Source organism: Pelomonas cellulosilytica (assembly GCF_021353265.1).
GTDB lineage: Bacteria > Pseudomonadota > Gammaproteobacteria > Burkholderiales > Burkholderiaceae_C > Pelomonas > Pelomonas cellulosilytica.
Genome location: NZ_JAJTWU010000002.1, coordinates 234,956 through 261,502, shown reverse-complemented (window position 1 = coordinate 261,502; position 26,547 = coordinate 234,956). Strand labels below are relative to the sequence as shown.

Sequence of the window (26,547 nt, the reverse complement as noted above, 5' to 3'; positions counted from 1 at the left end):
CTTTGATGTGAAGATTCACGCCGCGGCGCACGGTCGGAGGCGTCACGGCGACTGGCTAGTATCGCGGCCGCATCAAAACACATCAGGTGAGGACTCATGAAGACCCCATGCCGCCACGCCCCGGCACTGCTGCTGCCCGCCATCGTGCTTTCCGCCTGTGGCGGGGTGGCGCCTGACTTCAGTCCCGTCGCCGATGCCATGGCCCAGGGGCTGACGTGCGCCATCACCAACTGCACGGAGTCCTCCACGCTCAACGTCGACGAGATCAGCCCGCAATTCACCGTCACGCAGACGGACGACGAGGCGCAGGTCGTCGTGGAGGGGTCGCTCGGCAAGTCGGCCAACCTGTTGACGACGGTGCAGCCCGCCGCCAACGAGAGCCTGACCGCCAGCGTGGACGGCGGCGCCGAGGTCGCCATGGCGGACGTGTCCGGCAACCGCATGCGCTACAAGGCCACGCTGCGCGCGACGAGTGCGCAGCCGGTCGTGCGCATCGTGTTCACGCGGGCCGGTGTGCGCCACGTCAGCGAGGCGACGATGCCGGCACGCTTCACGGTGCTGCAGCCGACAGGCATGGCGGTGTTGACGCGCACCTCGCCCGACTTGCCGGTGCGACTGACCCTGTCGACCATGCGAGACACCTCGCCCGCCGCCACCGGCAGCTGCAGCCGCACCGACAACAGCAGTTTCGCGGTCGATGGCGCGGCACTGTTCTACGCCAGCGAAGACAGCATCGCCGGCGGCTACCGGCTGGTTGCCTCGGGCGTGGACGACGCCCTGAACGCCGAGAGCCGGCGCGCCAACAAGGACGTGGCCACGACGCCGCTGGTGTCACGCTGCCAGCTGACGGTGGCCTGGCGACACTCAGGCGCCTCGGGCACCGTGGCGCCGACGATGAACCAGCACGGCTTCCTGCGCCCGACGCGGGTGGCCACGCATGCGCTGACCTACGACGGTCAGCGCTGAAGCAGGCCGTCGGCCAGCCAGCGCTGCAGCAGGCCCACGGCAGCCGCCGCCGCGGCGTCGGCATCGCCCAGCACGGCCGCGGCGCGTTCGCACAACTGCGCGAACGTCTCGCCCGCCGCGACCGCATCCAGCAGCGTCGCCTCCAGCGGCTCCAGCGAACGCCAGCGCGTCTCCAGCCCCTGGCGCCAGGCCAGCAGCACGTGAGCATGCGGCCGTGGCTCCGGCAGCTCGGGCTGGTCGGCGCCCGTGTCGGGGTCCCACTCGCGCAACACCCGCCATGCCGGCTCGACGGCATGGGCCAGCGCCACGCGCTGCACGCTCGGGTGCAGACGCAGCTGGAGGCCCGCCCAGTCGTCGGGGCTCAGCGCCGCAAGGTTCTCGGGGGCCAACAGCGGCGCGTCGGCAGCGTCGAACGCACCGCGCAGCGCCCAGTCCATGCGGGCGATATCGATGAGGCTTTCATGCGGCACGAGGTCGTCGCCGGCATCGGCCATGAAGTCGGCCAGCGCATGGCCGAACCAGCGGATGGATGGATGCCGACTTGGGTGGGTCGCGATGTACGCGTGCGCCAGCGCATCGAAGGCCTCGTCGCCCAGCGCGCGGGCCAGCACGGTGTGGTTGTCGACCAGCGCATCGGCCAGCCTGGCGCGGTAGGCATGGCGGTAGACCTGCAACCCGAGCGCGAAGTCGCCGGCCAGCAGGCCGTCGGCCTCGGCGCCGTCGCGGATGGCCGCGGCAAGCTGACGCTGTTGCGCCGTCACGCTCATGCCACGGCCTCCGCAGCGAGCCGCCGGGCCACCTCGAGCTCGGCCAGCAGGCCGTCCAGCGGCGGGATGTGGTCGTCGCGCTCGATCATCGTCGGCACGGTCCCCAGGCGCCGTACCGCATGCCGGTAAAGCGCCCAGACCTCGTCGCGCACCGGGTGGTCGTGCGTGTCGATGACGATGTCGCCGCGGTCCTCGTGGCCGGCGAGGTGGATCTGCCGAACGCGTCCGGCGGGCACGGCATCAAGGTAGGCGATGGGGTCGAACCCGTGGTTGCGGCTCGACACGTAGACATTGTTGACGTCCAGCAGCAGCTCCGCACCGGTGGCCTTCAGCAGCTGGGTGATGAAGTCCCACTCGGTCATCTCGTCGGCCGCGAAGCGCACATAGCTGGACACGTTCTCCAGCACCAGCGGGCGGCCGAGCGCGTCCTGCACCTCCGCGATGCGGCTGCCGACGTGGTCGAGCGCGGCACGCGTCAGCGGCACGGGCAGCAGGTCGTGCAGCTGGCTGTGCGCGTCAGCGCTCCAGCAGAGGTGGTCGGACACCCAGCCCGGCTGCAACCGGTCGGCCAGGCCCCTGAGCTCGCGCAGGTAGGCCAGGTCCAGCGGCTGCGGCCCCGCGACCGACAGCGACACGCCATGCATGACGAGCGGGTAGTCCGCCCGGATGCGCTCCAGGTGCGCCAGCGGTGGCCCGCCCGGCACGAGGTAGTTCTCGGAAATGATCTCCAGCCAGTCGGGCCGCCGTTGAGCATCCACACCCGCCTCGAAGGCGGCGTAATGCTCCACGCGCAGACCGAGGCCGAAGCCTTGGATCGATGTCATGGGTGTTTCGGCAGTGATGGCGCGACGCCTGCAGCGTCGCGCCTCCTCCAGCAGCCCTCGCGGATCCGGCTTTGCCGGTCAGCTGAGGGCGCCCCTGTAAGGGGGCTGGTGGTCTTACTTCTCCACCTTGCCGCCCGCCTTCGTGCACTCCTCGGCGCTCTTCTTGCTGACCCAGCCCTGGCCCTTGCAGCCGTTCTGGCCCTTGCAGCCGCTGGTGGCCGTCTTGCATTCGGAAGTGCCCTTGCAGCTGTTGACGCCGGAGCACTTGACCATGCCGTCGGCCGCGGCGGCGGTCGTCGGGATGGCGGTGGTGGCAAACAGGGCGGCGGCCGCAGCGGCGATGCCGAGGCCCGACTTGAAGGAAGCGTTCATGTGACTCTCCAGAAAAGGTAGTGAGTGGTTGAGATCGGGTTCACCACAGGTCGAGCCTGGAAGGCCCCGGCATCGACTTGCCAGCGTCCGTCGGGCGTCGTGCCCCGCTCCTTACAGCCGGCCGACGGATTCTGATGACCCGGCGGGCCGGCGGCAATGCGTGGCGTTGGTCATGCCCGGTAGAGTCCAGCGGACCAACGCCCATTTCCCATGCTGAACACCGAAACCCCGAGCACGCGGCATCCCGACCTCGACACCTACGACACGCCGGCGCTTCTGGATGCCTTCATCGACGACCAGGCCGCTGCCATCGCCGCCGTAAAGGCGGCGGCGCCGCAACTCGCCGACGCCGTGGACGCCGCGCTGCCGCGCATCCGCGCGGGCGGCCGGCTGCTGTACGCCGGCGCCGGCACGTCCGGGCGCCTCGGCGTACTGGACAGCGTGGAGCTCTACCCGACGTTCTCCTGGCCGCGCGAGCGGGCGATGGCCGTCATCGCCGGCGGTGCGGGCGCGATGTTCGTCGCCGTCGAGGGCGCCGAGGACGACCGCGCCCAGGGCGGCGCCGACCTCGCCGCGCTGAAGCCCGGCCCCAACGACGTCGCGCTGCTGCTGGCCGCCTCGGGCGGCACCCCCTATGTGCTGGGCGCCATGGAAGCGGCGCGCGCGGCCGGCGCGCTGACCATCGGAATCGCGAACAACCCCGGCGCGCCTGTGGCCAGCCAGGCCGACATCGGCATCGTGCTGGACACAGGCCCCGAAGTGATCTCGGGCAGCACGCGGCTGAAAGCCGGCACAGCACAGAAGATCGCGCTGAACACCTTCTCGTCGTCGCTGATGGTGAAGCTGCACAAGGTCTACGGCAACCTGATGGTGGACCTGAAGGCCACCAACGCCAAGCTCGTGAAGCGGGCGCTGGCGCTGACCGTGCGCGCCTCCGGCGCCAGCGAGGCCGACGCGCAAGCCGCGCTCGCGCAGTGCGACCACCATGTGAAGACCGCCCTCGTCATGCTCAAGCGCGGCATGCCGGCCGGCGAGGCGCGTGCGCTGCTGGACGCGGCCGATGGCAGCGTGAGCCGCGCGCTGTCGGCATGACGAACACCATGGCAGGGCCTATCCCCCCGGCGGGCCAGGGGCAGACATCCCCGTGGGCCTGGGTGCCCTCGCTGTATTTCGCGCAGGGCCTGCCGTACGTGACGGTGATGTCGCTGTCGGTCGTGCTCTACAAGAACCTGGGCATCTCCAACACCGACATCGCGCTCTACACCAGCTGGCTCTACCTGCCCTGGGTCATCAAGCCGCTGTGGTCGCCACTGGCCGAGCTGTTCGGCACGAAGCGAGGCTGGGTGACAGTGCTGCAGTTCTTCGTAGGCGCGGCTCTCGCCGGCGTGGCGCTGACGCTGCCCACGGACCGCGCCTTCCAGCTGTCGCTGGCCGTGCTGTGGCTGATGGCCTTCGCCTCGGCGTCGCACGACATCGCGGCCGACGGCTTCTACATGCTGGCGCTGCCCCAGCACAGCCAGGCCGCCTTCGTGGGCGTGCGCTCGACGTTCTACCGCCTGGCCAACATCACGGGCCAGGGCGCCCTTGTCTACCTGGCCGGCGAATGGGCCGAGCGCAGCGGCTCGGTCATCACCGCGTGGAGCGGCGTGTTCTGGGGGCTGGCGGCGCTGTTCGGCGTGCTGGGGCTGTGGCATGCCGTCGCGCTGCCGCGGCCGGCAAGCGACGCGGCCGGGCCCGGACGGGCCGCCGCACGCGGTCTGGTGGCGGACTTCTTCGCCGTGTTCGTAAGCTTCTTCCGCAAGCCGGGCATCGCGGTCATCCTCGGCTTCCTGCTGCTATACCGATTTCCGGAGGCGCAACTGCTGAAGCTGGCGTCGCCCTTCTTGCTGGATCCGGCGGACAAGGGCGGCCTGGGCCTGACAACGCAGTCGGTCGGCATCGCCTACGGCACGGTGGGCCTCATCGCGCTGACGCTGGGCGGGCTGGTGGGCGGCTGGGTGATCTCGCGAGTGGGCCTGAAGCGCGCGCTGTGGCCGCTGGTCATCGCCATGCACCTGCCCAACGTCGCCTTCCTGGCGCTGGCGCTGACGCACCCGACCAGTCTGTGGGTCATCAGCGGCGCGCTCGCGGTGGAGCAGTTCGGCTACGGCCTCGGCTTCACGGCTTACCTGATGTTCATGATCCTGGTGGCCGAAGGCCAGCACAAGACGGCGCATTACGCGATCTGCACCGGCTTCATGGCGCTGGGCATGATGATTCCGGGCATGTGGAGCGGCTGGCTGCAGGACCACCTGGGCTACGTGCCCTTCTTCGGCTGGGTGCTGCTCGCCACGCTGCCCAGCGTGGCGATGGCGGCGCTCATCAAAATCCCCGACGGTTTCGGCCGGAAGACGGAGAACGCCGAGACATGAAGCGCCGCGACCTCCTCAGCCTGGCCACCGCGCCGCTGCTGGCGGCCTGCGGCAGCACGCCGCCCGTACCGATGCCGGCCACTCCGCACGACGCCGCGCCGCCACCGCCCGACGCGTCGGCTTCCGCGGCCTCCACGCCTGCCGCGCTCACGCCGCCCGCGTTGCCGCCCCGCGAATGGCGCGCCGCCTGGGTTGCCACCGTCGCCAACATCGACTGGCCCAGCCGCAAGGGCCTGTCTACCGACGCGCAGCAGGCTGAGATCCGCGCGCTGTGCGACACCGCGCAGCGCATTGGCCTGAACGCACTGATCCTGCAAGTGCGGCCGGCGGCGGACGCGTTGTACGAGTCCGCGCTGGAGCCCTGGAGCGAGGTGCTGACCGGCACGCAGGGCCGCCACCCGGGCTACGACCCGCTGGCCGTTTGGCTGGCCGAGGCGCGGCTGCGCGGACTGGAGCTGCACGCGTGGATCAACCCCTGCCGTGCACGCCACAGCACCGCCAAGTCCGCGCCCGCCGCCACACACCTGAGCCGCACGCATGCCGACTGGGTGCGGCGCTATGGCGACCAGCTGTGGATCGACCCCGGCGAGCCGCTGGCGGCCGAGCACACGCTGACCATCGTGCGCGACCTGCTGACGCGCTACGCGGTGGATGGCATCCACATCGACGACTACTTCTACCCCTACCCGATCCAGGACGCGGCGAAGAACGACATCGAGTTCCCCGACGACTCGACGTGGCAAAAGTACCTCGCCGCGGGCGGCGCGTTGCCCCGTGCCGACTGGCGCCGCGACAACATCAACCGCCTCGTGCAACGCCTCTACGCCGCCGTGCACGAAGTGCGCCCCGGCACGCGCGTGGGCATCAGCCCCTTCGGCCTGCCGCGGCCCGAGCTGCGGCCGCCGGGCATCACCGGGTTCAGCCAGTACGACAAGCTCTACGCCGACGTGGAGCTGTGGCTGAAGGAAGGCTGGCTGGACTATCTCGCGCCGCAGCTCTACTGGCCCCGCGCGCAGGCCGCCCAGGCCTTCGACGTGCTGCTGCAGGCCTGGATGGCGCTGAACCCGCTGGACCGGCCCATCCACCCGGGCCTGTTCACCAGCCGCATCGACGCGACGCCGCAGAGCTGGCAGCCCGACGAGATCCTGGGCCAGATCGACAGCATCCGGCGCCTGGCGCCGGGCAGCGGCCATATCCACTTCAGCCTGGCCGCGCTGGCGCAGAACCGCCGCGGCATTGCCGATGCCTTGCGGATGGGCCCCTACACAGCGCCAGGCCCGTGACTGGCGTGCAGCTTGCCACGGCCGACGCCAACTGGCCCGCGCAGTTCGAAGCGGCTGCCGCACCGCTGCGCACCGTGTTCGGCAGCCATGCCGGCACGCTCGAACACATCGGCAGCACGGCCGTGCCGGGGCTGTGTGCCAAGCCGGTGCTGGACGTGCTGCTCGGCGTGGCGCAGCTGTCGGACGTCGCCCCCCACCACGCCGCGCTCGCCGCGCTGGGCTACCGCTACCGGCCCGAGCATGAGCGCGAGCTCCCGGAGCGGCGCTACTTCACCCGCGACGCCGACACCACGCGCCTGCGGGTGCACCTGCATGTCGTCGTCAACGACAGCACCTTCTGGCGCGAACACCTGGCGTTTCGCGACGCGCTGCGCGCCGACCACCTGCTGGCCGCGCGCTACGCCGAGCTCAAGCGCCAGCTCGCCGCGGAGCATGCCGACGACAAGGCGGCCTATACCGAGGCCAAGGGGCCGTTCATCCGCGCGGTGCTGGCGTCGCTGAACCAGCCCCCGTACCCAAGGTAAAGCCGAGTCGGCACTGGCGTAACCCTGGATGAGGAACAGCGGGTTTCAAACCTAGCATGCCGGCACGCTTGCCACCGCGCCACTCAAGGCGCCGGGTGCTGCGACCCCGGGGGCGCTCGGAATGAAAGACATGACAACGCTGTCCACCCCGGCCGCGCCGCGTCTCGCTCCAACGCTTTCGGGTCTATAAAAATTTCGTCCGGTTTCACGAATGAGCACCAGCCCCACTCGCATCCGCAACCCCTGGTCCTGGGTTCCGTCGTCCTACCTCGCCGAAGGTATCCCGTTTGCGTTGGTGATCTGGGTCGCCGGCACCATGCTGAAGGACCTGGGCCACTCCGACGGCGAGATCACGATGGCGACCGCCAGCGTCGGCATCGCCTGGTCACTCAAGCCGTTCTGGGCCGCCTTCCTCGACATGTTCAAGACGAAGAAGTTCTTCGTGCTGTGGATGGAAGTCATCATGGCGGTGCTGCTGTGCGGCATCGCGGTGGCGCTGCCGCTGCCCAACTACTTCCAGATCACGATCGCCGTGCTGTGGGTGATGGCCTTCGCCTCGGCCACCCAGGACATCTGCGTCGACGGCATCTACATCACGTCGCTCGACGAGAAGGGCCAGGCCAAGTACATCGGCGTGCAGGGTGTGTTCTGGAACGTGGGCCGCCTGTTCGGCACCGCCGCAGTCGTGTGGCTGGCGGGCTCGCTGAAGGAAGACCACCACCTCGGCGCCACGGAAGCCTGGCAGTGGGCGATGGGCTTCTCGGCGGCCACGCTCGCGCTGCTGGCGGTGTATCACCGCTTCATGCTGCCGACGGGCAGCGTCAGCGAGCGGCCGGAGAGTGTGGGCCTGGCCTTCCGCAACTTCTGGGAAGCCATCGTCGACTTCTTCAAGAAGGACGCCATCTGGGGCATGCTGCTGTTCGTCTTCCTGTTCCGCAGCTCCGAGGGTCTGTTGCTCATCGAAGGCCCGTTGTTCCTGCAAGCCTCGCCCGACCTCGGCGGCGTGGGCCTGTCGCTGAAGGACAAGGGCCTCATCGACGGCACCATCGCCACGGCGGTGAGCCTGTCGGCGGGCCTGCTGGGCGGCGTGTTCCTATCCAAGTTCGGCCTGAACCGCCGCACCATCGTGTTCATGGCGCTGTGCCTGAACATTCCCCACGTGTGCTTCGTCGTGCTGTCGCAGCTGGCCGGCCCGGGCCACACGCTGTCGTTCTGGACGGTAGCGGCGCTGGTGACGGTGGAGAAGTTCGGCTACAGCTTCGGCTTCGTCGCCAACATGCTGTACATGATGCAGCAGATCTCGCCGGGGCGGTTCCACATGACGCACTACGCGTTCGCCAACTCGATCATGAACCTGACCCTGGTGCCGACGCAGTACATCTCCGGCCCGCTGGCCGACCATGTCGGCTACAAGACCTACTTCATCATCGTCATGGTCGCAGCCATCCCGTCGGTGCTGGGCGCGGTGTTCGCGCCTTTCCCGCGCAAGGTGGACGGCGCCGCCGCGGTGGGAACCGGGCGGCACTGAGGCGCCGGGTCACACCGGCTCAGGGCACCAGCACCCGCGTCACGCCGGCCGCACGCAGGGCTGCCAGCACGTCTGCATCGGCGCCACCGTCGGTCACCAGCACGTCCACCTCGGCCGCCGGGCAGATCTGGATGCGGCTGGCCTGGCCAAGCTTGCTCGCATCGGCCAGCACGACGCGCTGGCGCGCGCGCGACAGCATCGCGCGCGCCACGGTCGCCTCGTTCCACAAGTAATCCATCGCGCCATTGACGGCGTCGAACCCGACCGGCGACACCAGCGCCCAATCCACCTGCAGCCGGCCGATCTCGGCCACAGTCTGCTCGCCGTAGGTTGCCGGCACATCGGAGTCCAGCCGTCCGCCCAGCAGCCGCACCTCGTGCGCGGTGTTGCGGGCCAGCGCCGTCGCAGCCTCCAGCGAGTTCGTGATGACGATGGCCCCCTCGCGCCGCGCTAGTTCCTCGGCCAGCGCCAGCGTCGTCGAACCGGCGTCGAGGAAGCAGGCCTGGCCCGGCTGCACCAGCGCCGCCGCCAGCCGGGCGATCTCGCGCTTCTGCGGCTGATGCAGGCCGGTGCGTTCCAGGTAGGCCGGCTCGGGCGGCACCGCCGGCGCGGGCGTGGCCGGAGGCACAGCGCCTCCATGCACGCGCGCCAGGTGGCCCGAGCGCTCCAGCTCAATGAGGTCGCGTCGCACGGTCTCGCGTGACACGCCCAGCGCTTCGGCGAAATGCTCGGTCGTCAGGCGGTGGTGCGTCTGGAGCAGGTCCAGGATGCGGCGGTGTCGTTCGGCAACCCACATGTGCAGTCGGAATCAGGGCAAGAAGGCCGCCCGAGTGGGCCAGTCTCGCGTGGCGATTGTGTGAATTCGAGCGTAGATGTGGAAATTCGTGGAACTCAGGCTGCAGACAGTGATTTGTCGTCGAACTGTCGTGGATTTTTGTGACATTGCGGCGCATCACGCCACCGACCTCGGGACAACCCGGAGCGGCTGGCGCTTCCTCAGCCCTCACGCGCACCGCGCCCCACTTCATGCGATCTGCAGTTCACGCACTGACTCCCCTGGCCGCCCTGCTGGGTCTGGCCTTCTCCGTTGCCGCCCAGGCCCAGGCCACCGACACGCCGACCGAGTTGGAACGCGTCACCGTCACGCAAGGGCGCGGCCAGATCCGCTCCGTGCAGGGCCTGACGCAGGCCGACTTCGAGGCCGCTGCGGCCGCCGGCCTGAGCCCGCTGGCCACCGTGTCGCGCCTGCCCGGCGTCAACTTCCAGTCGGCCGATCCGTTGGGCAACTACGAGTGGTCCACCCGCTTCACGGTGCGCGCCTTCTCGCAGAACCAGCTCGGCTTCACGCTGGACGGCGTGCCGCTCGGCGACATGAGCTACGGCAACCTCAACGGTCTGCACATCAGCCGCGCCATCAGCAGCGAGAACGTCGCCCGCGCCGACCTGTCGCAGGGCACCGGCGCGCTGGACACGCCGTCGTCCAGCAACCTCGGCGGCACGCTGCAGTTCTTCTCCACGGACCCGGCCAAAGCCTTCGGCCTGCGCGCCTCGCAGACGCTCGGCAGCGACAAGAACCGCCGCACCTTCGTGCGGCTCGACAGCGGCACTTCCGACCTCGGCGCCGTCTACGTCAGCTTCACCCATCAGGACGCCGACAAGTGGAAGGGCCAGGGCGAGCAGCGCCAGGAGCAGTTCAACCTGAAGTACGTGAAGAACTTCGGCGAGAACCGCCTGTCCGCCTTCGTCAACACGTCGCACCGCCGCGAGGTGGATTACCAGGACATGTCGATGGAGATGATCGGGCGCCTGGGCTACGACTGGGACAACTACTACCCGGACTTCAACGCTGCGCTGCAGTCGGCCAAGGGCGTCTGGACCCACGGCGAGACCAGCGCTGACGACGCCTACTACGCCGGCTCCGGCCTGCGCAAGGACACGCTGGCCGGCGTGACGCTGGATGCGAAGCTGGCCGACAAGCTCAGCCTGAAGACCACTGTCTACCACCACAAGAACGATGGCCGCGGCCTGTGGTTCACGCCGTACACCGCGTCGCCCGACGGCACGCCGATCGCGCTGCGCACGACCGAGTACGGCATCAAGCGCGACGGCTTGAACGCCACCCTGGACTACGAGATCGGCATGCACCAGCTGCGCGTGTCGTACTGGCACGAGAAGAACGACTTCGACCAGGCCCGCCGCTTCTATGCCGTCAGCGCCAACGCGATTCCCGACGTCTACAGCTTCCCGAGCAACCCGTTCCAGACCGCCTGGCAGTACACCTTCCACACGAAGACCGACCAGTTCTCGCTGTCCGACACCATCGCGCTGACCCAGCAGCTGACGCTCGGCGCCGGCTTCAAGTCGCTGCAGGCCAAGATCGATGCGGACCGTCAGGTCGGCAGCGGCCCGGTCGGCAGCATCACGGCCAAGAAGAGCTTCCTGCCGCAGGTCGGCCTGAACTACCAGCTCACCCGCAGTGACGAGCTGTTCACCAGCGTCTCCAAGAACATGCGCGCCTATCAGGGCGCCGCCACCGGCACGACGCCGTTCGCGACGACGCAGGTCGGCTTCGACGCCATCAAGGGCTCGCTGCGCCCCGAGACGTCCACCAACTTCGAGGCTGGCTGGCGCACGTCCGCCAAGCTGTACGAGGCCGCCATCACCGCCTACTTCGTCGATTTCAAGGACCGCCTGCTCGGCGTCACACAGGGCTCGGGCATCCAGGGCAACCCCACCGTGCTGAGCAACGTCGGCGGCGTTCGCACGAAGGGCCTGGAGGCGGCGCTGTCACTGCGCCTGATGCCCGGCGTGAGCTGGTACAACAGCCTGAGCCTGAGCAACTCGACCTACCGCGACAACGTCACCAACACGGACGACAAGGGTAAGACCACGACCATCGCCATCGCCGGCAAGCACGTGGTGGATGCACCGGACACGATGCTGAAGTCCATCCTCAGCTACGACGACGGCCAGTGGTTCGGCAACCTCGGCGCCGACTACATGGCCAAGCGCTACTACAGCTACCTCAACGACGCGTCGGTGAACGGCCGCACGCTGTTGAACGTCAGCGGCGGGCTGCGCACCAAGTCGCTGGGCTTCCTGTCCGAGGGCAGCGTGCAGCTGGGCGTCACCAACCTGGCCAACAAGAAGTACATCTCGACGGTTGGCAGCAACGGCTTCGGCAACAGCGGCGACAGCCAGACGCTGCTGGCCGGTGCGCCGCGCCAGTTCTTCGTGACGCTGACGGGCAAGCTCTGATGGCCACGCCGTCGCTCGACCGCCGCCAGCTGATGCTGGCGGCCGGGCTGGCGGCGGCGGGCGTGGGCGCGCAGGCGGGCACGAACGCCGGTTCACGCCCGCTGGCGCTCGGCGCGCCCGCCAGCCCGCAGCAGCTGCGCATCGCCTTCGGGTCCTGCGCCAAGCAGTCCAAGCCGCAGCCCGTCTGGGCTGCGGTGCGGGCTGCGCGGCCGGAGCTCTTCCTCTTCCTCGGCGACAACCTTTACGCCGACGCGCAGGACGCCGACACGCTGCACCAGCGCTACGCCGAGTTCCGGCGCGTCGAGGCGCTGCAGTCCTTTCGCCGCGACACGCCCCACCTCTCGATCTGGGACGACCACGACTTTGGCGACGACGACGTGGGCGGCGATTACCCGCTGAAGGCGCTGTCGCAGCAGCTCTTCTGCGACGAATGGGGCGAGCCCGCCGGCTCCCCGCGCCGCACGCGCCCCGGCATCTACGAGGCCTACTGTATCGAGCGCGCCGGCCGCACGGTGCAGATTCTGATGCTGGACCTGCGCTTCAACCGCACGCCCCTCGTGGCCGACCCCGCGCCAAAAGAGGGTTATGTCGCGATGGTCACCCAGGCCAAGCTGAGCGGTGCGCCGATGAAGGGCTGGTACCAGCCCAACCTCGACCCCGCCGCCACACTGCTGGGCGAGCCGCAATGGGCCTGGCTGGCCGAGCGTCTGGCCGAGCCGGCCGACGTCCGCCTGCTCGTCTCCAGCGTGCAGCTCGCCGCCGAAGGCACGGGCTGGGAGGGCTGGGCCAACTTCCCGCTGGAGCGCCAGCGCCTCGTAGACCTGATCCGCGAGAAGCGGGCCGAAGGCATCGTCGTCATCAGCGGCGACATGCACTACGCCGACCTGTCGCGCTGGGACACGCCCGCCTGCTACCCGCTGTGGGACCTCACCTCCAGCGGCCTCACCGAGGTGTGGGACATCCCGACGCCCAACAGCCGCCGCGTGTCAGCCGTGTACGCCGGTGTCAACTTCGGCCTCGTCGACATGGACTTCAGCACGCCGGCGCCGACGCTGCAGCTCAGCATCCGCGATGTGAAGGGCAAGACCCGCCTGCAGCAGCGCCTGAGCATGGACCAACTCCGCTTCAACAGCAAGGTATGAGCACACTCACCCGCCGAGACCTCCTCGCCGGCCTCGCCGCCGGCGGCCTCGCTCCTTTGGCGCTGGCCCAGCCCGCCGACCTCCTGGCCGCCGCCCGCGCCGAGGGCCGCATCGCCAGCGTCGGCATGCCCGACGACTGGGCCAACTGGCGCGCCACCTGGGCCGACCTGCAGCGCCTCTACGGCCTGGCCCACACCGACACGGACATGAGCAGCGCCGAGGAAATCGCCAAGATCGAAGCCGAGCGCAGCAACGCCAGCGTGGACATCGGCGACGTCGGCTTCGAGTTCGGCCCCATCGCCAAGGCCCGCGGCATCACGCGGGCCTACAAGCCCACGACCTGGGCCCAGGTGCCCGACTGGGCCAGGGACGCCGACGGCCACTGGGCCCTGGCCTACACCGGCACCATCGCCTTCGCCGCCAACAAGCGGCTGCTCAAGGACGTACCGCGCAGCTGGAAGGCGCTGTTCGCCGCCGCCCCGCGCGTAATGATCGGCGCGGTAGGCCGCGCCGCCCAGGCCAATGCCGCCGTGCTTGCCGCAGCACACGCGCTGGGCGGTGACGAAACGAAGCTGCAGCCCGCACTGCAGGCCTTCGCCCAACTCGTCAAGGCGCGCAAGCTGCTGTCCACCGACCCGACGCCCGCACTGATGGAGCGTGGCGAGGCGGAGGTCTTCCTGCTGTGGGACTTCAATGCGCTGAGCTACCGCGACAAGCTGCCCAACGCGGCGGACTACGAGGTGCTCATCCCCAGCGACGGCTCCATCACCAGCGGCTACACGACGCTGCTGAACAAGTTCTCCAAGCGGCCGAACGCCGGCAACCTCGCGCGCGAGTTCATCTTCAGCGACGCCGGCCAGCTCAACCTCGCGCGAGGCAACGCCCGGCCCATCCGCGTGGACCACCTCGCGCTGCCGGACGACGTGAAGAAGAAACTGTTGCCCGCGGCCCAGTACGCCGCCACCCGCGCGTTGAAGCCGCAGCTCTGGACCGAGGAAGTCAAGAAACTGCCGCGCGCCTGGCAGCGTGAGGTGCTCGGCGCATGAACAAGCTCGTCCTGCTGCTCGTCGACGGCCTGCGTGCCGACACCGCGCGCGACTACCTCGGCTACGTGCAGGCGCTGAATGAGGTCGGCCGCGCGCACTGGAGCACGCTCCGCTGCGAGCTGCCCAGCCTGTCGCGCCCGCTCTACGCCACCGTGCTGAACGGCCGCACGCCGCTGGACCACGGCATCCTCGGCAACGGCCAGGCCGGCCAACGCTGCGGCAGCACGGTGTTCGATGACCTCGCCGCCGGCGGCCGCCGCTCGGCCATCGCGGCCTACCACTGGGTCTTCGAGCTGCTCGCCGGCAAGATTTTCGACCCGCTGCATCACCGCGAAGCCGCCCTGCCCCAGCTGAACGTGGAAGGCGCCCGCTGGTACTGGGAGGACAACTACCCCGACTCCCACCTACTGGCCGACGCCGAAGCTCTGCGCCACGCCCACGAGCCCGACTTCCTGCTCGTCCACCCGATGGGGCTGGATCTGGCAGGTCACCGCCACGGTGGCGAATCGGCCGGCTACAGCATGGCTGCCCGCAAACTCGACATGGTGCTGGCCCAAGTGCTGCCGTGCTGGCATGCCGCAGGCTACGACCTGCTGCTGACCAGCGACCACGGCATGCATGCCGACCACTGGCACGGCGGCCCGCTGCCCGTGGAACGCGACGTGCCGCTGGTGTGGCTGCCGCACGCCGGCCCGGCCACCGCGCCGGCCAGCTGGCCAGAGGCGCAGACGGACATCCGCCCCTTCATCGCCCGCCGGCTCGGATGCAGCTGACCCCCACCCGCGCCTGGCTCACGGCGGCGCCGATGCTGGCGCTGATGGCCACTGCGCTGCTGCTGCCGCTGGCCTGGCGCAGCGCCGACTTGCTGCGCGCCTGCCTCGGCCCCGACGCCTGCGTGCTTCGCGAGCTGTGGGCCGACGGCTATCACCTCGGCGCCATCGCCCGCACGCTGGCGCTGTCGGCCGCGTCGACGGTACTGGGCCTGGTACTGGGCCTGGGCGCGGCGCTGCACCTTGTGGCCCACCCGCGCTGGGACAAGCCGGTGGCCGTGCTGGCCAGCCTGGGCGCGAACTTCGCCGGAGTGCCGCTGGCTCTGGCGTTGACGCTGCTGCTCGGCAGCCAGGGGGTGCTGACGACGCTGGCCCGCAGCGCCGGCCTGCTGCAGGGCTGGGACCTCGCTAGCGACGCCGGCCTGCTGCTGGCCTTCACCACCTTCCAGGTGCCGCTGGCGCTGGTGCTGCTGGCCGCGCCCGTCAAGTTGCTGGACCCGACGCTGGCCGAGGCCGCCGCCACGCTTGGCGCGTCGCCGGCGCGCTTCTGGCACCGCGTCGGCCTGCCGCTGCTGGCGCCCAGCCTCGTCGAGACGGCCAGCCTGCTGTTCGCCAACGCGGCCGCCGCCTATGCCACGCCGTTCGCGCTGGCCGGCACGGCCAGCCCGGTACTGGCGGTGCGCATCGCGGCGGCCGTCAGCGGCGACATTTTTTCGCAGCCCGAGCTGGCCACTGCGCTGTCGCTCGTCATGGCGGTGCTGCTGCTCGCCGTCATCGTCGGCGGCCGGTGGTGGTCCGCGCGGTTGAGGCGCTTGGCATGACGGCCGCCCACCGCCCCTGGCGCCTGCCGGCCATCGCTTTCTGGGCCACCGCGCTGCTGGTGCTGCTGCCACCGATGGCGGTGATGGCCTATGCCTTCAGTGAGCGCTGGGACCAAGGCCTGCTGCCGCAGGGCGCCACGCTGCAATGGCTGGCCGGCCTGGCCGCGGACGCGCAGGTACGCAGCGCCGCGTGGAACACCGTCTGGATCTCGGGTGCCGCCGCCGCGCTGGCCGTACTGCTCGGCGGAGCGGCCAGCCTCGTCGGCCACCTGGCCGCGCCGCGCCTAAAGGCGCTGCTGGACGCGCTGGCCCTGCTGCCCTACGCCATCCCGCCGGTCGTCGTCGCCATCGGCGCGCTCGACCTTTTCGTCGGCCGCTGGGGCGACGTGCTGGACCTGCGCGCCGTCTACGTCGGCCTGCTGGCCGCGCTGCTGTTTCCGCTGGTGCATCAGACCCTGTCCGCCGCGCTGCAGCAGCTCGATGCTCGGCCGCTGGTGGAGGCCAGCCGCACGCTCGGCGCATCCGACGCGCTGCTGCTGCGCCGCGTGCTGCTGCCTCTTTTGCTGCCTGCCATCGCCGCAGCCGGCCTGCTGGCGTGGATGACGGCGGCCATGGAATTCGCCATCGCCAACCTGCTGCTGGGCGGCACGCTGGAATTGCTGCAACCCCTCATCAACGGCCTGCGCGGCGCCAACGGCCATCTGGCCGCGGCGCTCGTTGTCGTCAGCTTCGCCCTCGTCACCGGCCTGGGCGTCCTCGTGCACCTGCTCACCTCATGGCGAACCCCAGCGCGCTCCTAGTCCGCCAGGCCCACGTGGTCCTGGGCGGCCGCTCCATCCTTCAAGGCATCGACCTCGACCTGCAACGCGGCCAGGTGCTGGCACTGCTGGGCGGCTCGGGCTGCGGCAAGACGACGCTGCTGCGCGCCATCGCCGGCCTGCAGCCACTCGGCGGCGGCCGCATCGAGCTAGACGGACGCGACGTGACACAGCAGCCCGCCAAGCTGCGCGGCATCGGCGTCGTGTTCCAGCACTACGCGCTCTTTCCCAACCTGAGCGTGCGCGACAACGTCGGCTTCGGCCTGCAGGCGCGCGGAGAGACACCGGCCGCGCAGCAGGCCCGCATCGACGAACTGCTCGCGCTGGTGGGCCTGGCCGAGCACGCTGCCACGCGGCCGGGCCAGCTCTCCGGCGGCCAGCGCCAGCGCGTAGCACTGGCCCGGGCGCTGGCGCCACGACCCGGCCTGCTGCTGCTGGATGAGCCCTTCTCGGCGCTGGACGAATCCTTCCGTGTGCCGCTGCGGCGCTCCTTCCGCCAGCTGCAGCGCGAGTTGGGCCAGAGCAGCGTGCTCGTCACCCATGACCGCGATGAGGCCTTCGAGCTGGCGGACCAAGTGGCCGTCATGTTCGAGGGCCGCATCGAGCAGTGCAGCGCGCCGGCCGCGCTGTGGCAGCGCCCACAGACGCTGCGCGTGGCCGACTTCCTCGGCGCCTTCAACCGGCTGGACGCCCGCACCGCACCCGAGCCCTGGCGGCGCGACACCGGCTGCTGGCTCGCGCCGCTGGCCGCGCTGCAGCCGGACGGCCCCGTCGCGCCGCCCGAGGCCTGGCGCCTGGCGGCCGAGGTCGTCGCCGTGCACCCGGGGCTGCTGGGCTGGACGGTCGCGCTGCAGGCGCCCGGCGGCCAGGCGCTCACGCTGGGCCTGCCGCCCGGCGATACGCCACCAGAGCCGGGCGCCACGCTGGCGCTCGCGCTGCCCGCCACCGCGTTGCAGTGGCTGGCGCGCTGACGCGGCCGCTCAGCCCAGCAGCAACGCCACCGACAGCGCCGGTCCGCAGAGGTAGGTGCCGAACGCACCCACCGCGCGCAGCGGATGCGGCCTGGCCAGCGTCGGCGACAGCAGCATGCCGGCCACGAACGCATAGCGCGACACCGTCGCAGCCAGCATCGTCCAGCCCACCCACGCAGCCTGGCTGTGCTGGCCCGCCAACCAGATCAACAAGCCCAGGAACGCGGCGTACTCGGCGGTGTTGCCGTGCGCACGGACGGCCTTGGTCAGCGCATGCGCCGGGTCGCTGGGACCTGCATGCAGCGTCCAAAAGCGCGCACGCGTCACGCTGACGAAGAAGCCGCTCAGGAACAGCAGCAGGCCGAGGGCAGCGACGCAGGGCAGGGCAAGGGCAGCAGGTTGCATGGGCAAGACCGCCTCAGGCGGCAGACGGGGGTTGAACAAAGCGGGACAGCGCCTGCAGCACCGCGGCCCAGCCGCCGCTGTACGACGCCCCGGAGCCCGTCGGCAGGCGTTCATGCAGCAGCGCGAGCCGCGTGCCGCGGGGATGCGGATGCAGCTCGACGGTGAGCAGGCTCGCGTCACCGTTGTCGTGCGGCGTGCCGCGGGCGTGCCAGGTCATTACGAGGCGGTGCGGCGGTTCGACCGCGACGTACTCGCCGCTCACAACCTGCGGCTCGCCGCCCGGGCCGGCCGTCATGCGGATCTCGTAGCGGCCGCCGGCGCGCACATCCAGCTCGGCATGCGTGGCATGCGCCGGGCCGGGGCACCACCACTGCAGCAGCGCGGCCGGATCGGTCCAGGCGGCGAAGACGACCTGCGGCGGCGCGTCCAGCACGTATTCGCGGCTCAGGCTCACATCGGCGATCACGTCGCAGCCCCTTTGGCCTTGCCGCGCAGATAGCGGGAGAGCGAGGCCATGTTGCTGTCCCAGAACGCGCGGTAACCGTCGATCCACGCGCCGGCCTCGGCCAGCGGCCCGGCCTGCAACCGGCAGGTCACGCGTCGTCCCACGCGCTCGCGCTGGATGAGTCCGGCGGCCTCCAGCAGCCGCAGGTGCTTGCCCACGGCCACGAGCGACATGCCGAACGGCTCGGCCAGCTCACCCACCGTCGCCTCGCCTTGCGACAGCCGCGCCAGCACCGCGCGCCGCGTCGGGTCGGCCAGCGCGAAGAAGGTGTAGTCGAGGCCGTGCGTGTATTGTTTAACCATACGGTTAATTATTAACGGCCGTCGACGCCTGTCAAGAACGCGCCTTCACTGTGAGCGGCGCCAGGTGGAAAGCGGCCGGGTTGGGGGCGTCATCGATCCATCACCCGCATCGCCAAGCGCGGCCCCCGCAGCGTTCCATCATCCAGAGGCGCATCACCCCGCGTCCACAGGCTGCCCCCAAGTCCTTGGGGTGGGCTCCCCGGAGGCGGCGCCGCCCAATGGGCCCCGACCACTTCCGGAGACAGCCATGCGCCGCGCCCTCGTTGCTCTTGCCCTTGCCCTCGCCATCACCGGCCTCGCCCACGCGGCGACCGTGAACGTCTTCATCACGCCGGCAAGCTGGCAGGCCGCGCTCAGCGGCCCGGCGCAGACACAGGATTTCAGCGGCTATGCCCTGGGCACCGATCTCACCGGCACGGCCGTGCTGCCGGGCGTCACGCTCAGCAGCAACATCGGCCCGGTGGAGGTGTTCGGCGCCGACAAAGCGGCGGCCGCCTTCGGCGCGGCGCGGGCGACGGGCACGGGCTACTTCGAGGCCAGCTATGCGCTGCCCTTCCTCGCGGCAGCGCTGGACATCAACGCCTTCGAGGCCGACCCCGGCAGCCCCTCCACGGCGCAGGACACCGGGCTGCTGAGCTTCCTGTTCAGCGACGGCAGCACACGCAACCTGTTCATCGCCGGCGGCGACGGCTCGCCGATCTTCGTCGGCATCGTGTCCGACACGGCCATCACCGCCTTCCGCTGGAACGAGGCCCACGAGGCCAACGGCGGCAACGAAGAGACGACGCTGGACAACCTGCGCGTGGCCATGCGCGCGCCCGGCACACCGTTGCCGCTGCCGGGCACGCTGCCGCTGGCGGCGCTGGCGCTGGTCACGCTGTCGCTGACGCGCCGCCACCGCGGTTGAGCCCACGGCCGGCGCGCGCCGGCCGCAGGCACGCCGCTCAGAAGAATCCGAGCGCGTTCGGCGAGTAGCTGACGAGCAGGTTCTTCGTCTGCTGGTAGTGGTCAAGCATGGCCTTGTGCGTCTCGCGGCCGATGCCGCTTTCCTTGTAGCCGCCGAAGGCCGCATGCGCCGGGTAGGCGTGGTAGCAGTTCGTCCACACGCGGCCGGCCTGGATGGCGCGGCCCAGCCGGTAGGCGCGGCTGCCGTCGCGCGTCCACACGCCGGCGCCCAGGCCGTAGGGCGTGTCGTTGGCGATCTGCAGTGCCTCGGCTTCGTCCTTGAAGGTCGTCACCGCCAGCACCGGGCCGAAGATCTCCTCGCGGAAGATGCGCATCTGGTTGTGGCCCTGGAACAGCGTCGGCTGGATGTAGTAGCCGCCCGCGAGCTCCCCGCCCAGCTGCGCGCGGCTACCGCCGATCAGCAACTTGGCGCCCTCTTCTTTGCCCAGTGCCAGGTAGGTCTCGATCTTGTCCATCTGCATGGCCGAGGCCTGGGCGCCCATCATCGTGTCGGTGTCCAGCGGGTTGCCCTGCTTGATGGCCGCCACGCGCTTGACGGCGCGGTCCATGAACCTGTCGAAGATGCTTTCCTGGATCAGCGCGCGGCTGGGGCAGGTGCACACCTCGCCCTGGTTGAACGCGAACAGCACCAGCCCCTCGATGGCCTTGTCGAGGAAGGCGTCGTCCTCAGCCATCACGTCGCTGAAGAACAGGTTGGGGCTCTTGCCGCCCAGCTCCAGCGTGGCCGGGATCAGGTTGGCCGCGGCCGCCTGGCCGATGATCTTGCCGGTCGCCGTGCTGCCGGTGAAAGCGATCTTGGCGATGCGCTTGCTGGTGGCCAGCGGCATGCCGGCCTCCTTGCCGTAGCCGTTGACGATGTTCAGCACGCCCGCCGGCAGCAGGTCGGCGATCAGTTCGGCCAGCACGAGGATGCTCACCGGCGTGCTCTCCGCGGGCTTCAGCACCACGCAGTTGCCCGCGCCCAGCGCTGGCGCCAGCTTCCACGCCGCCATCAGCAGCGGGAAGTTCCACGGGATGATCTGGCCCACGACGCCCAGCGGCTCGTGGAAGTGGTACGCGATGGTGTTGCCGTCGATCTCGCTGAGCGCGCCTTCCTGCGCCCGCACGCAGCCGGCGAAGTAGCGGAAGTGATCCACGCACAGCGGGATGTCGGCATTCAGCGTCTCGCGAATCGGCTTGCCGTTGTCCACCGTCTCGGCATAGGCCAGCAGCTCCAGGTTCTGCTCGATGCGGTCGGCGATCTTCAGCAGCACATTGGCCCGCTCGGCCGGCGGCACCGCGGCCCACTTGGACGCGGCGGCGTGGGCGGCGTCCAGCGCCAGCTCGATGTCCTTGGCGCCCGAGCGCGCGGCCTGCGTGTAGACCTTGCCGTTGATCGGCGAGATCACATCGAAATACTGCCCCTCGACCGGCGGCTGGAACCGGCCGCCGATGAAGTTGTCGTAGCGGGGCTTGTAGGCGAGGGTGGCGCCGGCGGCGCCGGGGGCGGCGTAAACGGTCATGGGGCTTGTCTCCAGGAAGGATGGGCGCCCGGCGTCCTGAACGGCGCTGGGTCACACCCGAAAGCGCAAACCGCATGCCAAGCCCGCTTGCGACGGTCCTCACCCACGGCGTGCCCAAACGCCGGCCGCATTGCGTGCCGACTGTCACGAAACGGAACAGCTGTTCCGTGACAGTGCGCCATTCCGGCACACCCGCTTGACGGCCGGATTCGTCAGGCTACCGTCCGCCTTCGGGCGCAGGCTATGCGCCTCATAGAGCCGCACACGGCCACCGCAGGAGACCGCCATGCCCCACCCCCCCGAGGCCCCCACCCCGCCCGAGCGCATCCGCCAGGCGCGCCGCCAGTGGCTGGACACCGGCACCGTTGCCACCGGCCTGATCGCCGGCCCGCTGCAGGCCAGTTGGGCCCGCTGCCGCGAGTTCGGCCTGCAGCCCCAGGGCCGCCCGCAAGGCGCGCCGCACGCGAGCAGCGCCCAGCTCGCCCGCGCGCTGGCGCACCGCCACGCGCTGGTGGCTCACGCCAAGCCGGTGATGGCCTTCTTGAACGAGCAGGTGCAGGGCAGCGACAGCCTCGTGCTGCTGGCCGACGCCCATGGCCTGCTGCTGCACGCCAGCGGCGACGACGCCCCGTTTGCCGACCGCGCCGCCCGCGTGGCGCTGCGCCCGGGCGCCGTGTGGAGCGAGCAATGGCGCGGCACCAACGCCATCGGCACCGCGCTGGCCGAAGGCGCGCCCATGGTCGTGCATGCCGGCGAGCATTACCTGGAGCGCAACGGCTTCCTCACCTGCGCCGCCGCGCCCATTGCCGACGCCACCGGCCAGCTGCTGGGCGTGCTCGACATCTCCGGCGACCGCCGCGGCTACCACCGCCACACGCTGGCGCTGGTGCGCAGCGGTGCCCGCATGATCGAGCACCAGCTGTTCACCAGCCGGCATGGCAGCGGCCTGCATGTGCGCCTGCATGCGCAGATCGAAGGCCTGGGCACCGTCACCGAAGGGCTGCTGGCCCTGAGCGAAGACGGCTGGGTGACCGGCGCCAACACCGCCGCTCTGGAGCTGCTGGGCCTGACGCGCGGCGACATCGGCGCCGCCACCGTGGAACGCGCGCTGGGCCTGGACCTGCGCAGCCTGCTGGCCCACGGCCCCGCGCCGCGCGCCCTGCCCCGCGGCGGCAGCGCGCCGCTGTGGCTGCGCCTGGAGCCCGGCCAGACGTTGCGGCGCAGCAGCGCCACGGTCGTCTCACGCGCGCAACCACCCGCCGCCACGGGCACCGCGGCGTTCAGCACCACCGTCAGCGCCCCCGCCGCTGACCTGCCCAGCCGCCCGCACGACGCGCTGGCCGCGCTGGACACCGGCGACGCCGCGTTCCGCGCCGTGCTGGAGCGCGCCCGCAAGGTGCTGGACAAACCCGCCGTGCCCGTGCTGCTGCAAGGCGAAACAGGCACCGGCAAGGATTTGCTGGCCCGCGCCATGCACGACAGCAGCCAGCGCCACGACAAGCCCTTCGTGGCCGTCAACTGCGCCGCCCTGCCCGAGACGCTGATCGAAGCCGAACTCTTTGGCTACCGCCCCGGCGCCTTCACCGGTGCCAGCCGCCACGGCGCCCCCGGCCGCCTGCGCGAAGCCCACGGCGGCACGCTGTTCCTCGACGAGATCGGCGACATGCCGCTGGCCCTGCAGGCCCGGCTGCTGCGCGTGCTGCAGGAGCGGCAGGTGTCGCCGCTGGGCGGCGGCGCGGCGGTAGCGGTGGACTTCCGGCTGATCTGCGCCAGCCACCGCAAGCTGAAGGACGAGGTGGCAGCGGGGCGGCTTCGGGAGGATTTGTACTACCGCCTCGAAGGCCTCCTGCTGACGCTGCCGCCGCTGCGCGAGCGCACCGACCTGCCCGCCCTCGTGGCCAGGCTGCTCCAGGCCGAGGCCCCGGACCGGGCCCTGCACGTGGACGACGCGCTGATCACCGCGTTCTGCCGCCAGCCGTGGCCCGGCAACCTTCGCCAGCTCGCCCAGGCCCTGCGCACGGCCGTCGCGCTGCTGGACGGCGGCGCCACACAGATCACCGAGGCCGAGCTGCCCGATGACTTGCGCGCCGCGCTGCACACGGCGGTCGATGCCCCCGGGGCGCCGGCCACCGACAGCGCCGCCGAGGATCTGCGCCAGCTGACGAACGCCCGCATCCGCGCCACGCTCGCCGCCGCACAGGGCAACGTGTCCGCAGCGGCTCGGCGCCTGGGCATCAGCCGCAACACCCTGTACCGCCGGCTTGGCATCGGCTGAGCCGCCGGCGCCCCACCCAGCGCTCTCAACCAGCGCCCCTGGCTAAACTGAATCGCTGCGCCAGCACTCCCGGACCGACTGCAGATGACCATCCCCGTGCTGCTCGTCGATGACAGTGAGTTCGATCGCACGTACACCGGCATCATGCTCGGCCGCACGGGCCTGCCCTGGGCGGTGCAGGAATGCGAGTCGGGGCCGGAGGCGCTGGACGCCATCGCGCAGGCGCCGGGCCGCGTGGCCCTCATCCTGCTGGACGTCAACATGCCGGGGATGAACGGCTTCGAATTCCTCGCGGCGTTCGAACGCCTGCCCGCCGACGTCCGGGGCGCGACCGAGATCGTCATGCTCAGCAGCTCGCCGCTGGACAGCGAGCGGCGGCAGGCCCTGGCGCATCCGGTGGTGAAGGATTACCTCGTCAAGCCGCTGACCCTCGCCCAGGCCCAGCGCCTGGGTCAACGGTAAAGGCTCGCGCCGGCATGACCGCTGCGCGCCGCCATCTCCTGCTGGCCGCGCTGGCGCTGGTCATGCTCCGGCACGCGCAGGCAGCGACGCCAGAGACCGTGCGCTTCGCGCCCGAGCGCGACTACGGCCCCTTCGTGTTCGCCGACGATCAAGGCCACGTGAAAGGCCTGTCGGTGGACCTGCTGGCCCGCCTCGCACCCGCGGCCGGCTTGCAGCTGCAGACCCTGCCCGCCGCGCCACTGGCCGAGCAACTGGCCCTGCTGCGCGCCGGCGGCGCCGACCTGGTGTCGTCCCTGAGGCCCACGCCCGAGCGGGCCGAGTACCTGGCATTCACACGCCCCTACGTCAACGTGCCGGCCATCCTGGTGGTGCGCCGCACGGCCATCCCGCACGCCCAGGGCGCCGACGGCCAGGCGGCGCTGCAGCAACTGGCCGGCAAGCCTGTGGCGGTCGGCGCGGGCTACGCGGTGGAAGGGTTCGCGCGCGAGCGCTTTCCGCGGGTGGTCTGGGCGCCCGTGCCCGACGACGTGCAGGCGCTGCAGGGCGTGCAGGACGGGCGCTTCGACGCCGCCGTGGTGGACGCCGCCAGCGCCGCCTTCATCACCCAACGCAGCCGCATGGACACGCTGGGCTCGGCCGGCCCCATCGGCTTCGACTACGCGCTCAGCCTGGCTGTCCCCAAGGCACGGGCCGACCTGGTGCAGCGGCTGGACGCCGCCATCGTCGCGCTGCCCCTGCAGGAGCGCAGCGAGATCCAGCAGCGCTGGATGGGGCCGCTGAGCGGCAGCGCGCTGATGCAGCCGGCCTGGCACCGGCTGGCGGGCTGGGCCGCCGCCTGGCTGGGCGCGGCCGCACTGCTGCTGGGCCTGCTGTGGCGCCGCCGCCAGCGCCGCGCCGCGCGCGACAACGACCCGTCCACGCTGACATGACGGTCATCGACCGGCCGCCGCCCCCACCGCCGGGCAGGCACTCCCCCGAGGCCTGGCTGGCCCGCCAGCCGCTCATACCCTTGGCCGTGGGCCTGGCGCTGGCCTACACGGTAGCGGCCATGCTGTCACTGCAACTGTCCCGGCAGCCCGGCAGCGTGGCGTCGATCTGGTATGCGAATGCACTGGCCGTGGCCGCGCTGGCGCACCGGCACTGCAGGGACTGGCCGGCACTGCTGGGCGCCGTGACGCTGGCCATCATCGGCGCCAACGCGCTGTGGGGAGACCCGCTGCTGCCGGCCATGACCTTCATCCCGGCCAACCTGGCTGAAGTCAGCCTCGCCGCTGCGGCGCTGCGCCACGCGGGGCTGCAGCGCAGCGGCGTCGTCTCGGCCGCCACGCTGGGCAAGGCCTTGCTGCTAGCCGCGGTGGCCGCCCCGCTGGCCGGCGCCACCGTGGCCACGCTGTCCGTGGGGCCGCTCATCGGCCAGGGCCTCACCGGGCTGTGGCTGCCCTGGCTGGAGGGCGCCGCCATCGGTGCGCTGTCCACGCTGCCGCTCGCGCTGCTGCTGGCCGGCGAAGGGCCGGCGCCGCTGCGGCAGCTCGCGGGCCAGGTGCTGGCCTGGGCGCTGCTGTGCGCCGCCATCGGCGCCGCGCTGCTGGCCGCCGGCTTCCTGCCCTATCCCATGGTGTACGCCACGCTGCCGCTGCTGACGGCCGCCGTGATGCTGCCGCTGGCGGGCACCTATGTGCTGACGCTGGCCGTGTCCATCACGCTGGCCGCCGCGCTGGGCAGCGGCCTGCTGCCCACGCCACCGCTCAGCGCGGCGTGGCAGCAGGTGTTCATCTACATCGCCATCGCCGCCGCGCTGCTGCCGGGGCAGCTGCTGGCCGCCACGCTGCGGGAACTGCGCCGCAGCCAGCGGCACCTGGCGCAGCGCACCGACGCGTTGAAGCGCGCCAACGAGGGGCTGGAGCAGTTCGTGCACTTCTCGGCCCATGACCTGCGCGAGCCGCTCAACACCATTGCCGGGTTCGGCAGCCTGCTGCGCGATGAAGCCCCGGCGCTGGACGCCACGGCCCGCCAGCACCTGGACCTGATGCTGCGCGGCACCGAGCGCATGCGCACCCTGCTGGACGACATGCTGGCCTATGCCCGGCTGCAGCAGCACGAGGCCCCGACGATGGCGCGCGTCGACCTCGACCAGGCCCTGCAGGCCGCGCGCGACGGCCTGGCGCAGCAGATTGCCAACAGCGGCGCGCGCATCACCACCGCACCGCTGGGCCACGTGACCGGCCACTCCGCCATGCTGCAGGTGATGCTGCAGAACCTGCTGAGCAACGCGCTCAAGTTCGTCGAGGCCGGCAAGGCCCCCGAAGTGGAGTTCAGCGCCTTCGACGACGGCCCGGACCGCGTGCTGCAGGTGCGCGACCACGGCATCGGCATCAGCGCCGAAGGCGCCGCCCGCCTGTTCAAACCCTTCCAGCGCCTGCACACCCGGCGCCGCTACGAAGGCTCCGGCCTGGGCCTGGCCCTGGTGCGCCGCATCGTCGACGTGCACGGCGGCAGCATCAGCGTGGCCCCGGCGGAGGGCGGAGGGAGCTGCTTCACGGTGAGGTTGCCGAGGGGACCGGGGCTGGAGGCTACGGCGTGAGTGGGCGGATCGCGCGCAAACGCCTTGGCGACGGCCCTGGCGCCTTCA

26 protein-coding genes are annotated in these 26,547 nt (G+C 70.9%); 18 read left to right on the top strand and 8 right to left on the bottom strand.

Features of this window, described 5'->3' with window-relative positions; translation table 11 throughout:
* The first annotated feature begins 96 nt into the window (after positions 1-96).
* Positions 97-966, top strand: coding sequence for a hypothetical protein (locus LXT13_RS05160; protein ID WP_233370551.1), 870 nt, complete (start codon positions 97-99; stop codon positions 964-966).
* Here the strand turns inward: LXT13_RS05160 and LXT13_RS05155 are convergent.
* From LXT13_RS05155 to bufA2, 3 genes are all read right to left on the bottom strand, one after another.
* Positions 957-1,733 (bottom strand): HvfC/BufC N-terminal domain-containing protein, encoded by a 777-nt coding sequence (locus tag LXT13_RS05155; RefSeq protein ID WP_233370550.1) that lies wholly within the window; start codon positions 1,731-1,733, stop codon positions 957-959. The two genes, LXT13_RS05160 and LXT13_RS05155, sit on opposite strands and share 10 nt — an antisense overlap.
* The gene (bufB, locus tag LXT13_RS05150; protein WP_233370549.1) at positions 1,730-2,557 is read right to left on the bottom strand and encodes an MNIO family bufferin maturase; all 828 of its coding nucleotides are present in this window, start codon (positions 2,555-2,557) and stop codon (positions 1,730-1,732) included. The genes LXT13_RS05155 and bufB overlap by 4 nt, the downstream gene beginning before the upstream one ends.
* Positions 2,558-2,671: 114 nt before the next feature.
* The gene (gene bufA2 / locus LXT13_RS05145; protein ID WP_233370548.1) at positions 2,672-2,929 is read right to left on the bottom strand and encodes a BufA2 family periplasmic bufferin-type metallophore; all 258 of its coding nucleotides are present in this window, start codon (positions 2,927-2,929) and stop codon (positions 2,672-2,674) included.
* A 210-nt stretch (positions 2,930-3,139) separates the two neighbouring features.
* On the opposite strand from bufA2, the gene LXT13_RS05140 reads away from it, so the two are divergent.
* The 5 genes from LXT13_RS05140 to LXT13_RS05120 all read left to right on the top strand — a co-directional run bounded on the left by LXT13_RS05140 (position 3,140) and on the right by LXT13_RS05120 (position 8,675).
* Entirely contained in the window at positions 3,140-4,021 is an 882-nt protein-coding gene (locus LXT13_RS05140; protein ID WP_233370547.1) for an N-acetylmuramic acid 6-phosphate etherase, read from the top strand.
* Positions 4,018-5,340, top strand: a complete 1,323-nt coding sequence (locus LXT13_RS05135) for an MFS transporter (RefSeq protein ID WP_233370546.1) — start codon at positions 4,018-4,020, stop codon at positions 5,338-5,340. Before LXT13_RS05140 ends, LXT13_RS05135 begins: the two co-directional genes overlap by 4 nt.
* The gene (locus LXT13_RS05130) at positions 5,337-6,623 is read left to right on the top strand and encodes a glycoside hydrolase family 10-like protein (protein ID WP_233370545.1); all 1,287 of its coding nucleotides are present in this window, start codon (positions 5,337-5,339) and stop codon (positions 6,621-6,623) included. The genes LXT13_RS05135 and LXT13_RS05130 overlap by 4 nt, the downstream gene beginning before the upstream one ends.
* 5 nt (positions 6,624-6,628) lie before the next feature.
* A complete protein-coding gene (locus LXT13_RS05125) occupies positions 6,629-7,147 on the top strand; it encodes a GrpB family protein (protein ID WP_233370544.1) in 519 nt (172 codons plus the stop codon).
* A 211-nt stretch (positions 7,148-7,358) separates the two neighbouring features.
* The gene (locus LXT13_RS05120; protein WP_233370543.1) at positions 7,359-8,675 is read left to right on the top strand and encodes an MFS transporter; all 1,317 of its coding nucleotides are present in this window, start codon (positions 7,359-7,361) and stop codon (positions 8,673-8,675) included.
* Positions 8,676-8,694: 19 nt separating this feature from the next.
* Here the strand turns inward: LXT13_RS05120 and LXT13_RS05115 are convergent, their stop codons facing one another.
* Positions 8,695-9,471 (bottom strand): DeoR/GlpR family DNA-binding transcription regulator, encoded by a 777-nt coding sequence (locus tag LXT13_RS05115; RefSeq protein ID WP_233370542.1) that lies wholly within the window; start codon positions 9,469-9,471, stop codon positions 8,695-8,697.
* A gap of 230 nt (positions 9,472-9,701) precedes the next feature.
* On the opposite strand from LXT13_RS05115, the gene LXT13_RS05110 reads away from it, so the two are divergent.
* Genes LXT13_RS05110 through LXT13_RS05080 form a run of 7 tightly spaced genes read left to right on the top strand, consistent with a single transcriptional unit; the run spans position 9,702 to position 17,501 of the window.
* Positions 9,702-11,933: a TonB-dependent receptor domain-containing protein gene (locus LXT13_RS05110; protein WP_233370541.1), complete on the top strand. Its 2,232-nt coding sequence runs from the start codon at positions 9,702-9,704 to the stop codon at positions 11,931-11,933.
* The gene (locus LXT13_RS05105; RefSeq protein ID WP_233370540.1) at positions 11,933-13,075 is read left to right on the top strand and encodes an alkaline phosphatase D family protein; all 1,143 of its coding nucleotides are present in this window, start codon (positions 11,933-11,935) and stop codon (positions 13,073-13,075) included. The genes LXT13_RS05110 and LXT13_RS05105 overlap by 1 nt, the downstream gene beginning before the upstream one ends.
* Positions 13,072-14,121 (top strand): ABC transporter substrate-binding protein, encoded by a 1,050-nt coding sequence (locus tag LXT13_RS05100; RefSeq protein WP_233370539.1) that lies wholly within the window; start codon positions 13,072-13,074, stop codon positions 14,119-14,121. Before LXT13_RS05105 ends, LXT13_RS05100 begins: the two co-directional genes overlap by 4 nt.
* On the top strand, positions 14,118-14,894 hold the full coding sequence (locus tag LXT13_RS05095) for an alkaline phosphatase family protein (RefSeq protein ID WP_233370538.1): 777 nt from the start codon (positions 14,118-14,120) through the stop codon (positions 14,892-14,894). Before LXT13_RS05100 ends, LXT13_RS05095 begins: the two co-directional genes overlap by 4 nt.
* Positions 14,885-15,712: an ABC transporter permease subunit gene (locus LXT13_RS05090; RefSeq protein ID WP_233370537.1), complete on the top strand. Its 828-nt coding sequence runs from the start codon at positions 14,885-14,887 to the stop codon at positions 15,710-15,712. Before LXT13_RS05095 ends, LXT13_RS05090 begins: the two co-directional genes overlap by 10 nt.
* The gene (locus LXT13_RS05085) at positions 15,709-16,512 is read left to right on the top strand and encodes an ABC transporter permease (RefSeq protein ID WP_233370536.1); all 804 of its coding nucleotides are present in this window, start codon (positions 15,709-15,711) and stop codon (positions 16,510-16,512) included. Before LXT13_RS05090 ends, LXT13_RS05085 begins: the two co-directional genes overlap by 4 nt.
* Entirely contained in the window at positions 16,488-17,501 is a 1,014-nt protein-coding gene (locus LXT13_RS05080) for an ABC transporter ATP-binding protein (protein ID WP_233370535.1), read from the top strand. The genes LXT13_RS05085 and LXT13_RS05080 overlap by 25 nt, the downstream gene beginning before the upstream one ends.
* A 9-nt stretch (positions 17,502-17,510) precedes the next feature.
* Here LXT13_RS05080 and LXT13_RS05075 read toward each other — a convergent pair whose 3' ends face one another.
* Genes LXT13_RS05075 through LXT13_RS05065 form a run of 3 tightly spaced genes read right to left on the bottom strand, consistent with a single transcriptional unit; the run spans position 17,511 to position 18,713 of the window.
* Positions 17,511-17,906, bottom strand: a complete 396-nt coding sequence (locus tag LXT13_RS05075; protein WP_233370534.1) for an MAPEG family protein — start codon at positions 17,904-17,906, stop codon at positions 17,511-17,513.
* Positions 17,907-17,919: 13 nt separating this feature from the next.
* Complete coding sequence (locus LXT13_RS05070; RefSeq protein ID WP_233370533.1) at positions 17,920-18,372, bottom strand: SRPBCC family protein; 453 nt, start codon at positions 18,370-18,372, stop codon at positions 17,920-17,922.
* Entirely contained in the window at positions 18,369-18,713 is a 345-nt protein-coding gene (locus tag LXT13_RS05065; protein WP_233370532.1) for an ArsR/SmtB family transcription factor, read from the bottom strand. Before LXT13_RS05065 ends, LXT13_RS05070 begins: the two co-directional genes overlap by 4 nt.
* A gap of 247 nt (positions 18,714-18,960) precedes the next feature.
* Between LXT13_RS05065 and LXT13_RS05060 the strand changes: the two genes are divergently transcribed.
* On the top strand, positions 18,961-19,620 hold the full coding sequence (locus LXT13_RS05060; RefSeq protein ID WP_233370531.1) for a hypothetical protein: 660 nt from the start codon (positions 18,961-18,963) through the stop codon (positions 19,618-19,620).
* 37 nt (positions 19,621-19,657) lie between these two features.
* On the opposite strand, the gene exaC is transcribed toward LXT13_RS05060, so the two are convergent.
* Positions 19,658-21,181 (bottom strand): acetaldehyde dehydrogenase ExaC, encoded by a 1,524-nt coding sequence (exaC, locus tag LXT13_RS05055; RefSeq protein WP_233370530.1) that lies wholly within the window; start codon positions 21,179-21,181, stop codon positions 19,658-19,660.
* Between the two features lie 286 nt (positions 21,182-21,467).
* Here exaC and LXT13_RS05050 point away from each other — a divergent pair, with 286 nt between their 5' ends.
* The 4 genes from LXT13_RS05050 to LXT13_RS05035 all read left to right on the top strand — a co-directional run bounded on the left by LXT13_RS05050 (position 21,468) and on the right by LXT13_RS05035 (position 26,499).
* Positions 21,468-23,456, top strand: a complete 1,989-nt coding sequence (locus LXT13_RS05050; RefSeq protein WP_233370529.1) for a sigma-54-dependent Fis family transcriptional regulator — start codon at positions 21,468-21,470, stop codon at positions 23,454-23,456.
* 84 nt (positions 23,457-23,540) lie between these two features.
* A complete protein-coding gene (locus tag LXT13_RS05045) occupies positions 23,541-23,918 on the top strand; it encodes a response regulator (RefSeq protein ID WP_233370528.1) in 378 nt (125 codons plus the stop codon).
* Between the two features lie 14 nt (positions 23,919-23,932).
* Positions 23,933-24,847, top strand: a complete 915-nt coding sequence (locus tag LXT13_RS05040) for a transporter substrate-binding domain-containing protein (RefSeq protein WP_233370527.1) — start codon at positions 23,933-23,935, stop codon at positions 24,845-24,847.
* On the top strand, positions 24,844-26,499 hold the full coding sequence (locus LXT13_RS05035; RefSeq protein WP_233370526.1) for a sensor histidine kinase: 1,656 nt from the start codon (positions 24,844-24,846) through the stop codon (positions 26,497-26,499). The genes LXT13_RS05040 and LXT13_RS05035 overlap by 4 nt, the downstream gene beginning before the upstream one ends.
* Positions 26,500-26,547 lie beyond the last annotated feature (48 nt).

What these genes read in the sequence shown, in the direction of transcription:
- LXT13_RS05160 (WP_233370551.1), top strand. Translation starts at nt 97, where the DNA reads ATGAAGACCCCATGCCGCCACGCCCCGGCACTGCTGCTGCCCGCCATC.
- LXT13_RS05155 (WP_233370550.1), bottom strand. Translation starts at nt 1,733, where the DNA reads ATGAGCGTGACGGCGCAACAGCGTCAGCTTGCCGCGGCCATCCGCGAC.
- bufB (WP_233370549.1), bottom strand. Translation starts at nt 2,557, where the DNA reads ATGACATCGATCCAAGGCTTCGGCCTCGGTCTGCGCGTGGAGCATTAC.
- bufA2 (WP_233370548.1), bottom strand. Translation starts at nt 2,929, where the DNA reads ATGAACGCTTCCTTCAAGTCGGGCCTCGGCATCGCCGCTGCGGCCGCC.
- LXT13_RS05140 (WP_233370547.1), top strand. Translation starts at nt 3,140, where the DNA reads ATGCTGAACACCGAAACCCCGAGCACGCGGCATCCCGACCTCGACACC.
- LXT13_RS05135 (WP_233370546.1), top strand. Translation starts at nt 4,018, where the DNA reads ATGACGAACACCATGGCAGGGCCTATCCCCCCGGCGGGCCAGGGGCAG.
- LXT13_RS05130 (WP_233370545.1), top strand. Translation starts at nt 5,337, where the DNA reads ATGAAGCGCCGCGACCTCCTCAGCCTGGCCACCGCGCCGCTGCTGGCG.
- LXT13_RS05120 (WP_233370543.1), top strand. Translation starts at nt 7,359, where the DNA reads ATGAGCACCAGCCCCACTCGCATCCGCAACCCCTGGTCCTGGGTTCCG.
- LXT13_RS05115 (WP_233370542.1), bottom strand. Translation starts at nt 9,471, where the DNA reads ATGTGGGTTGCCGAACGACACCGCCGCATCCTGGACCTGCTCCAGACG.
- LXT13_RS05110 (WP_233370541.1), top strand. Translation starts at nt 9,702, where the DNA reads ATGCGATCTGCAGTTCACGCACTGACTCCCCTGGCCGCCCTGCTGGGT.
- LXT13_RS05105 (WP_233370540.1), top strand. Translation starts at nt 11,933, where the DNA reads ATGGCCACGCCGTCGCTCGACCGCCGCCAGCTGATGCTGGCGGCCGGG.
- LXT13_RS05100 (WP_233370539.1), top strand. Translation starts at nt 13,072, where the DNA reads ATGAGCACACTCACCCGCCGAGACCTCCTCGCCGGCCTCGCCGCCGGC.
- LXT13_RS05095 (WP_233370538.1), top strand. Translation starts at nt 14,118, where the DNA reads ATGAACAAGCTCGTCCTGCTGCTCGTCGACGGCCTGCGTGCCGACACC.
- LXT13_RS05090 (WP_233370537.1), top strand. Translation starts at nt 14,885, where the DNA reads ATGCAGCTGACCCCCACCCGCGCCTGGCTCACGGCGGCGCCGATGCTG.
- LXT13_RS05085 (WP_233370536.1), top strand. Translation starts at nt 15,709, where the DNA reads ATGACGGCCGCCCACCGCCCCTGGCGCCTGCCGGCCATCGCTTTCTGG.
- LXT13_RS05080 (WP_233370535.1), top strand. Translation starts at nt 16,488, where the DNA reads ATGGCGAACCCCAGCGCGCTCCTAGTCCGCCAGGCCCACGTGGTCCTG.
- LXT13_RS05075 (WP_233370534.1), bottom strand. Translation starts at nt 17,906, where the DNA reads ATGCAACCTGCTGCCCTTGCCCTGCCCTGCGTCGCTGCCCTCGGCCTG.
- LXT13_RS05065 (WP_233370532.1), bottom strand. Translation starts at nt 18,713, where the DNA reads ATGGTTAAACAATACACGCACGGCCTCGACTACACCTTCTTCGCGCTG.
- LXT13_RS05060 (WP_233370531.1), top strand. Translation starts at nt 18,961, where the DNA reads ATGCGCCGCGCCCTCGTTGCTCTTGCCCTTGCCCTCGCCATCACCGGC.
- exaC (WP_233370530.1), bottom strand. Translation starts at nt 21,181, where the DNA reads ATGACCGTTTACGCCGCCCCCGGCGCCGCCGGCGCCACCCTCGCCTAC.
- LXT13_RS05050 (WP_233370529.1), top strand. Translation starts at nt 21,468, where the DNA reads ATGCCCCACCCCCCCGAGGCCCCCACCCCGCCCGAGCGCATCCGCCAG.
- LXT13_RS05045 (WP_233370528.1), top strand. Translation starts at nt 23,541, where the DNA reads ATGACCATCCCCGTGCTGCTCGTCGATGACAGTGAGTTCGATCGCACG.
- LXT13_RS05040 (WP_233370527.1), top strand. Translation starts at nt 23,933, where the DNA reads ATGACCGCTGCGCGCCGCCATCTCCTGCTGGCCGCGCTGGCGCTGGTC.
- LXT13_RS05035 (WP_233370526.1), top strand. Translation starts at nt 24,844, where the DNA reads ATGACGGTCATCGACCGGCCGCCGCCCCCACCGCCGGGCAGGCACTCC.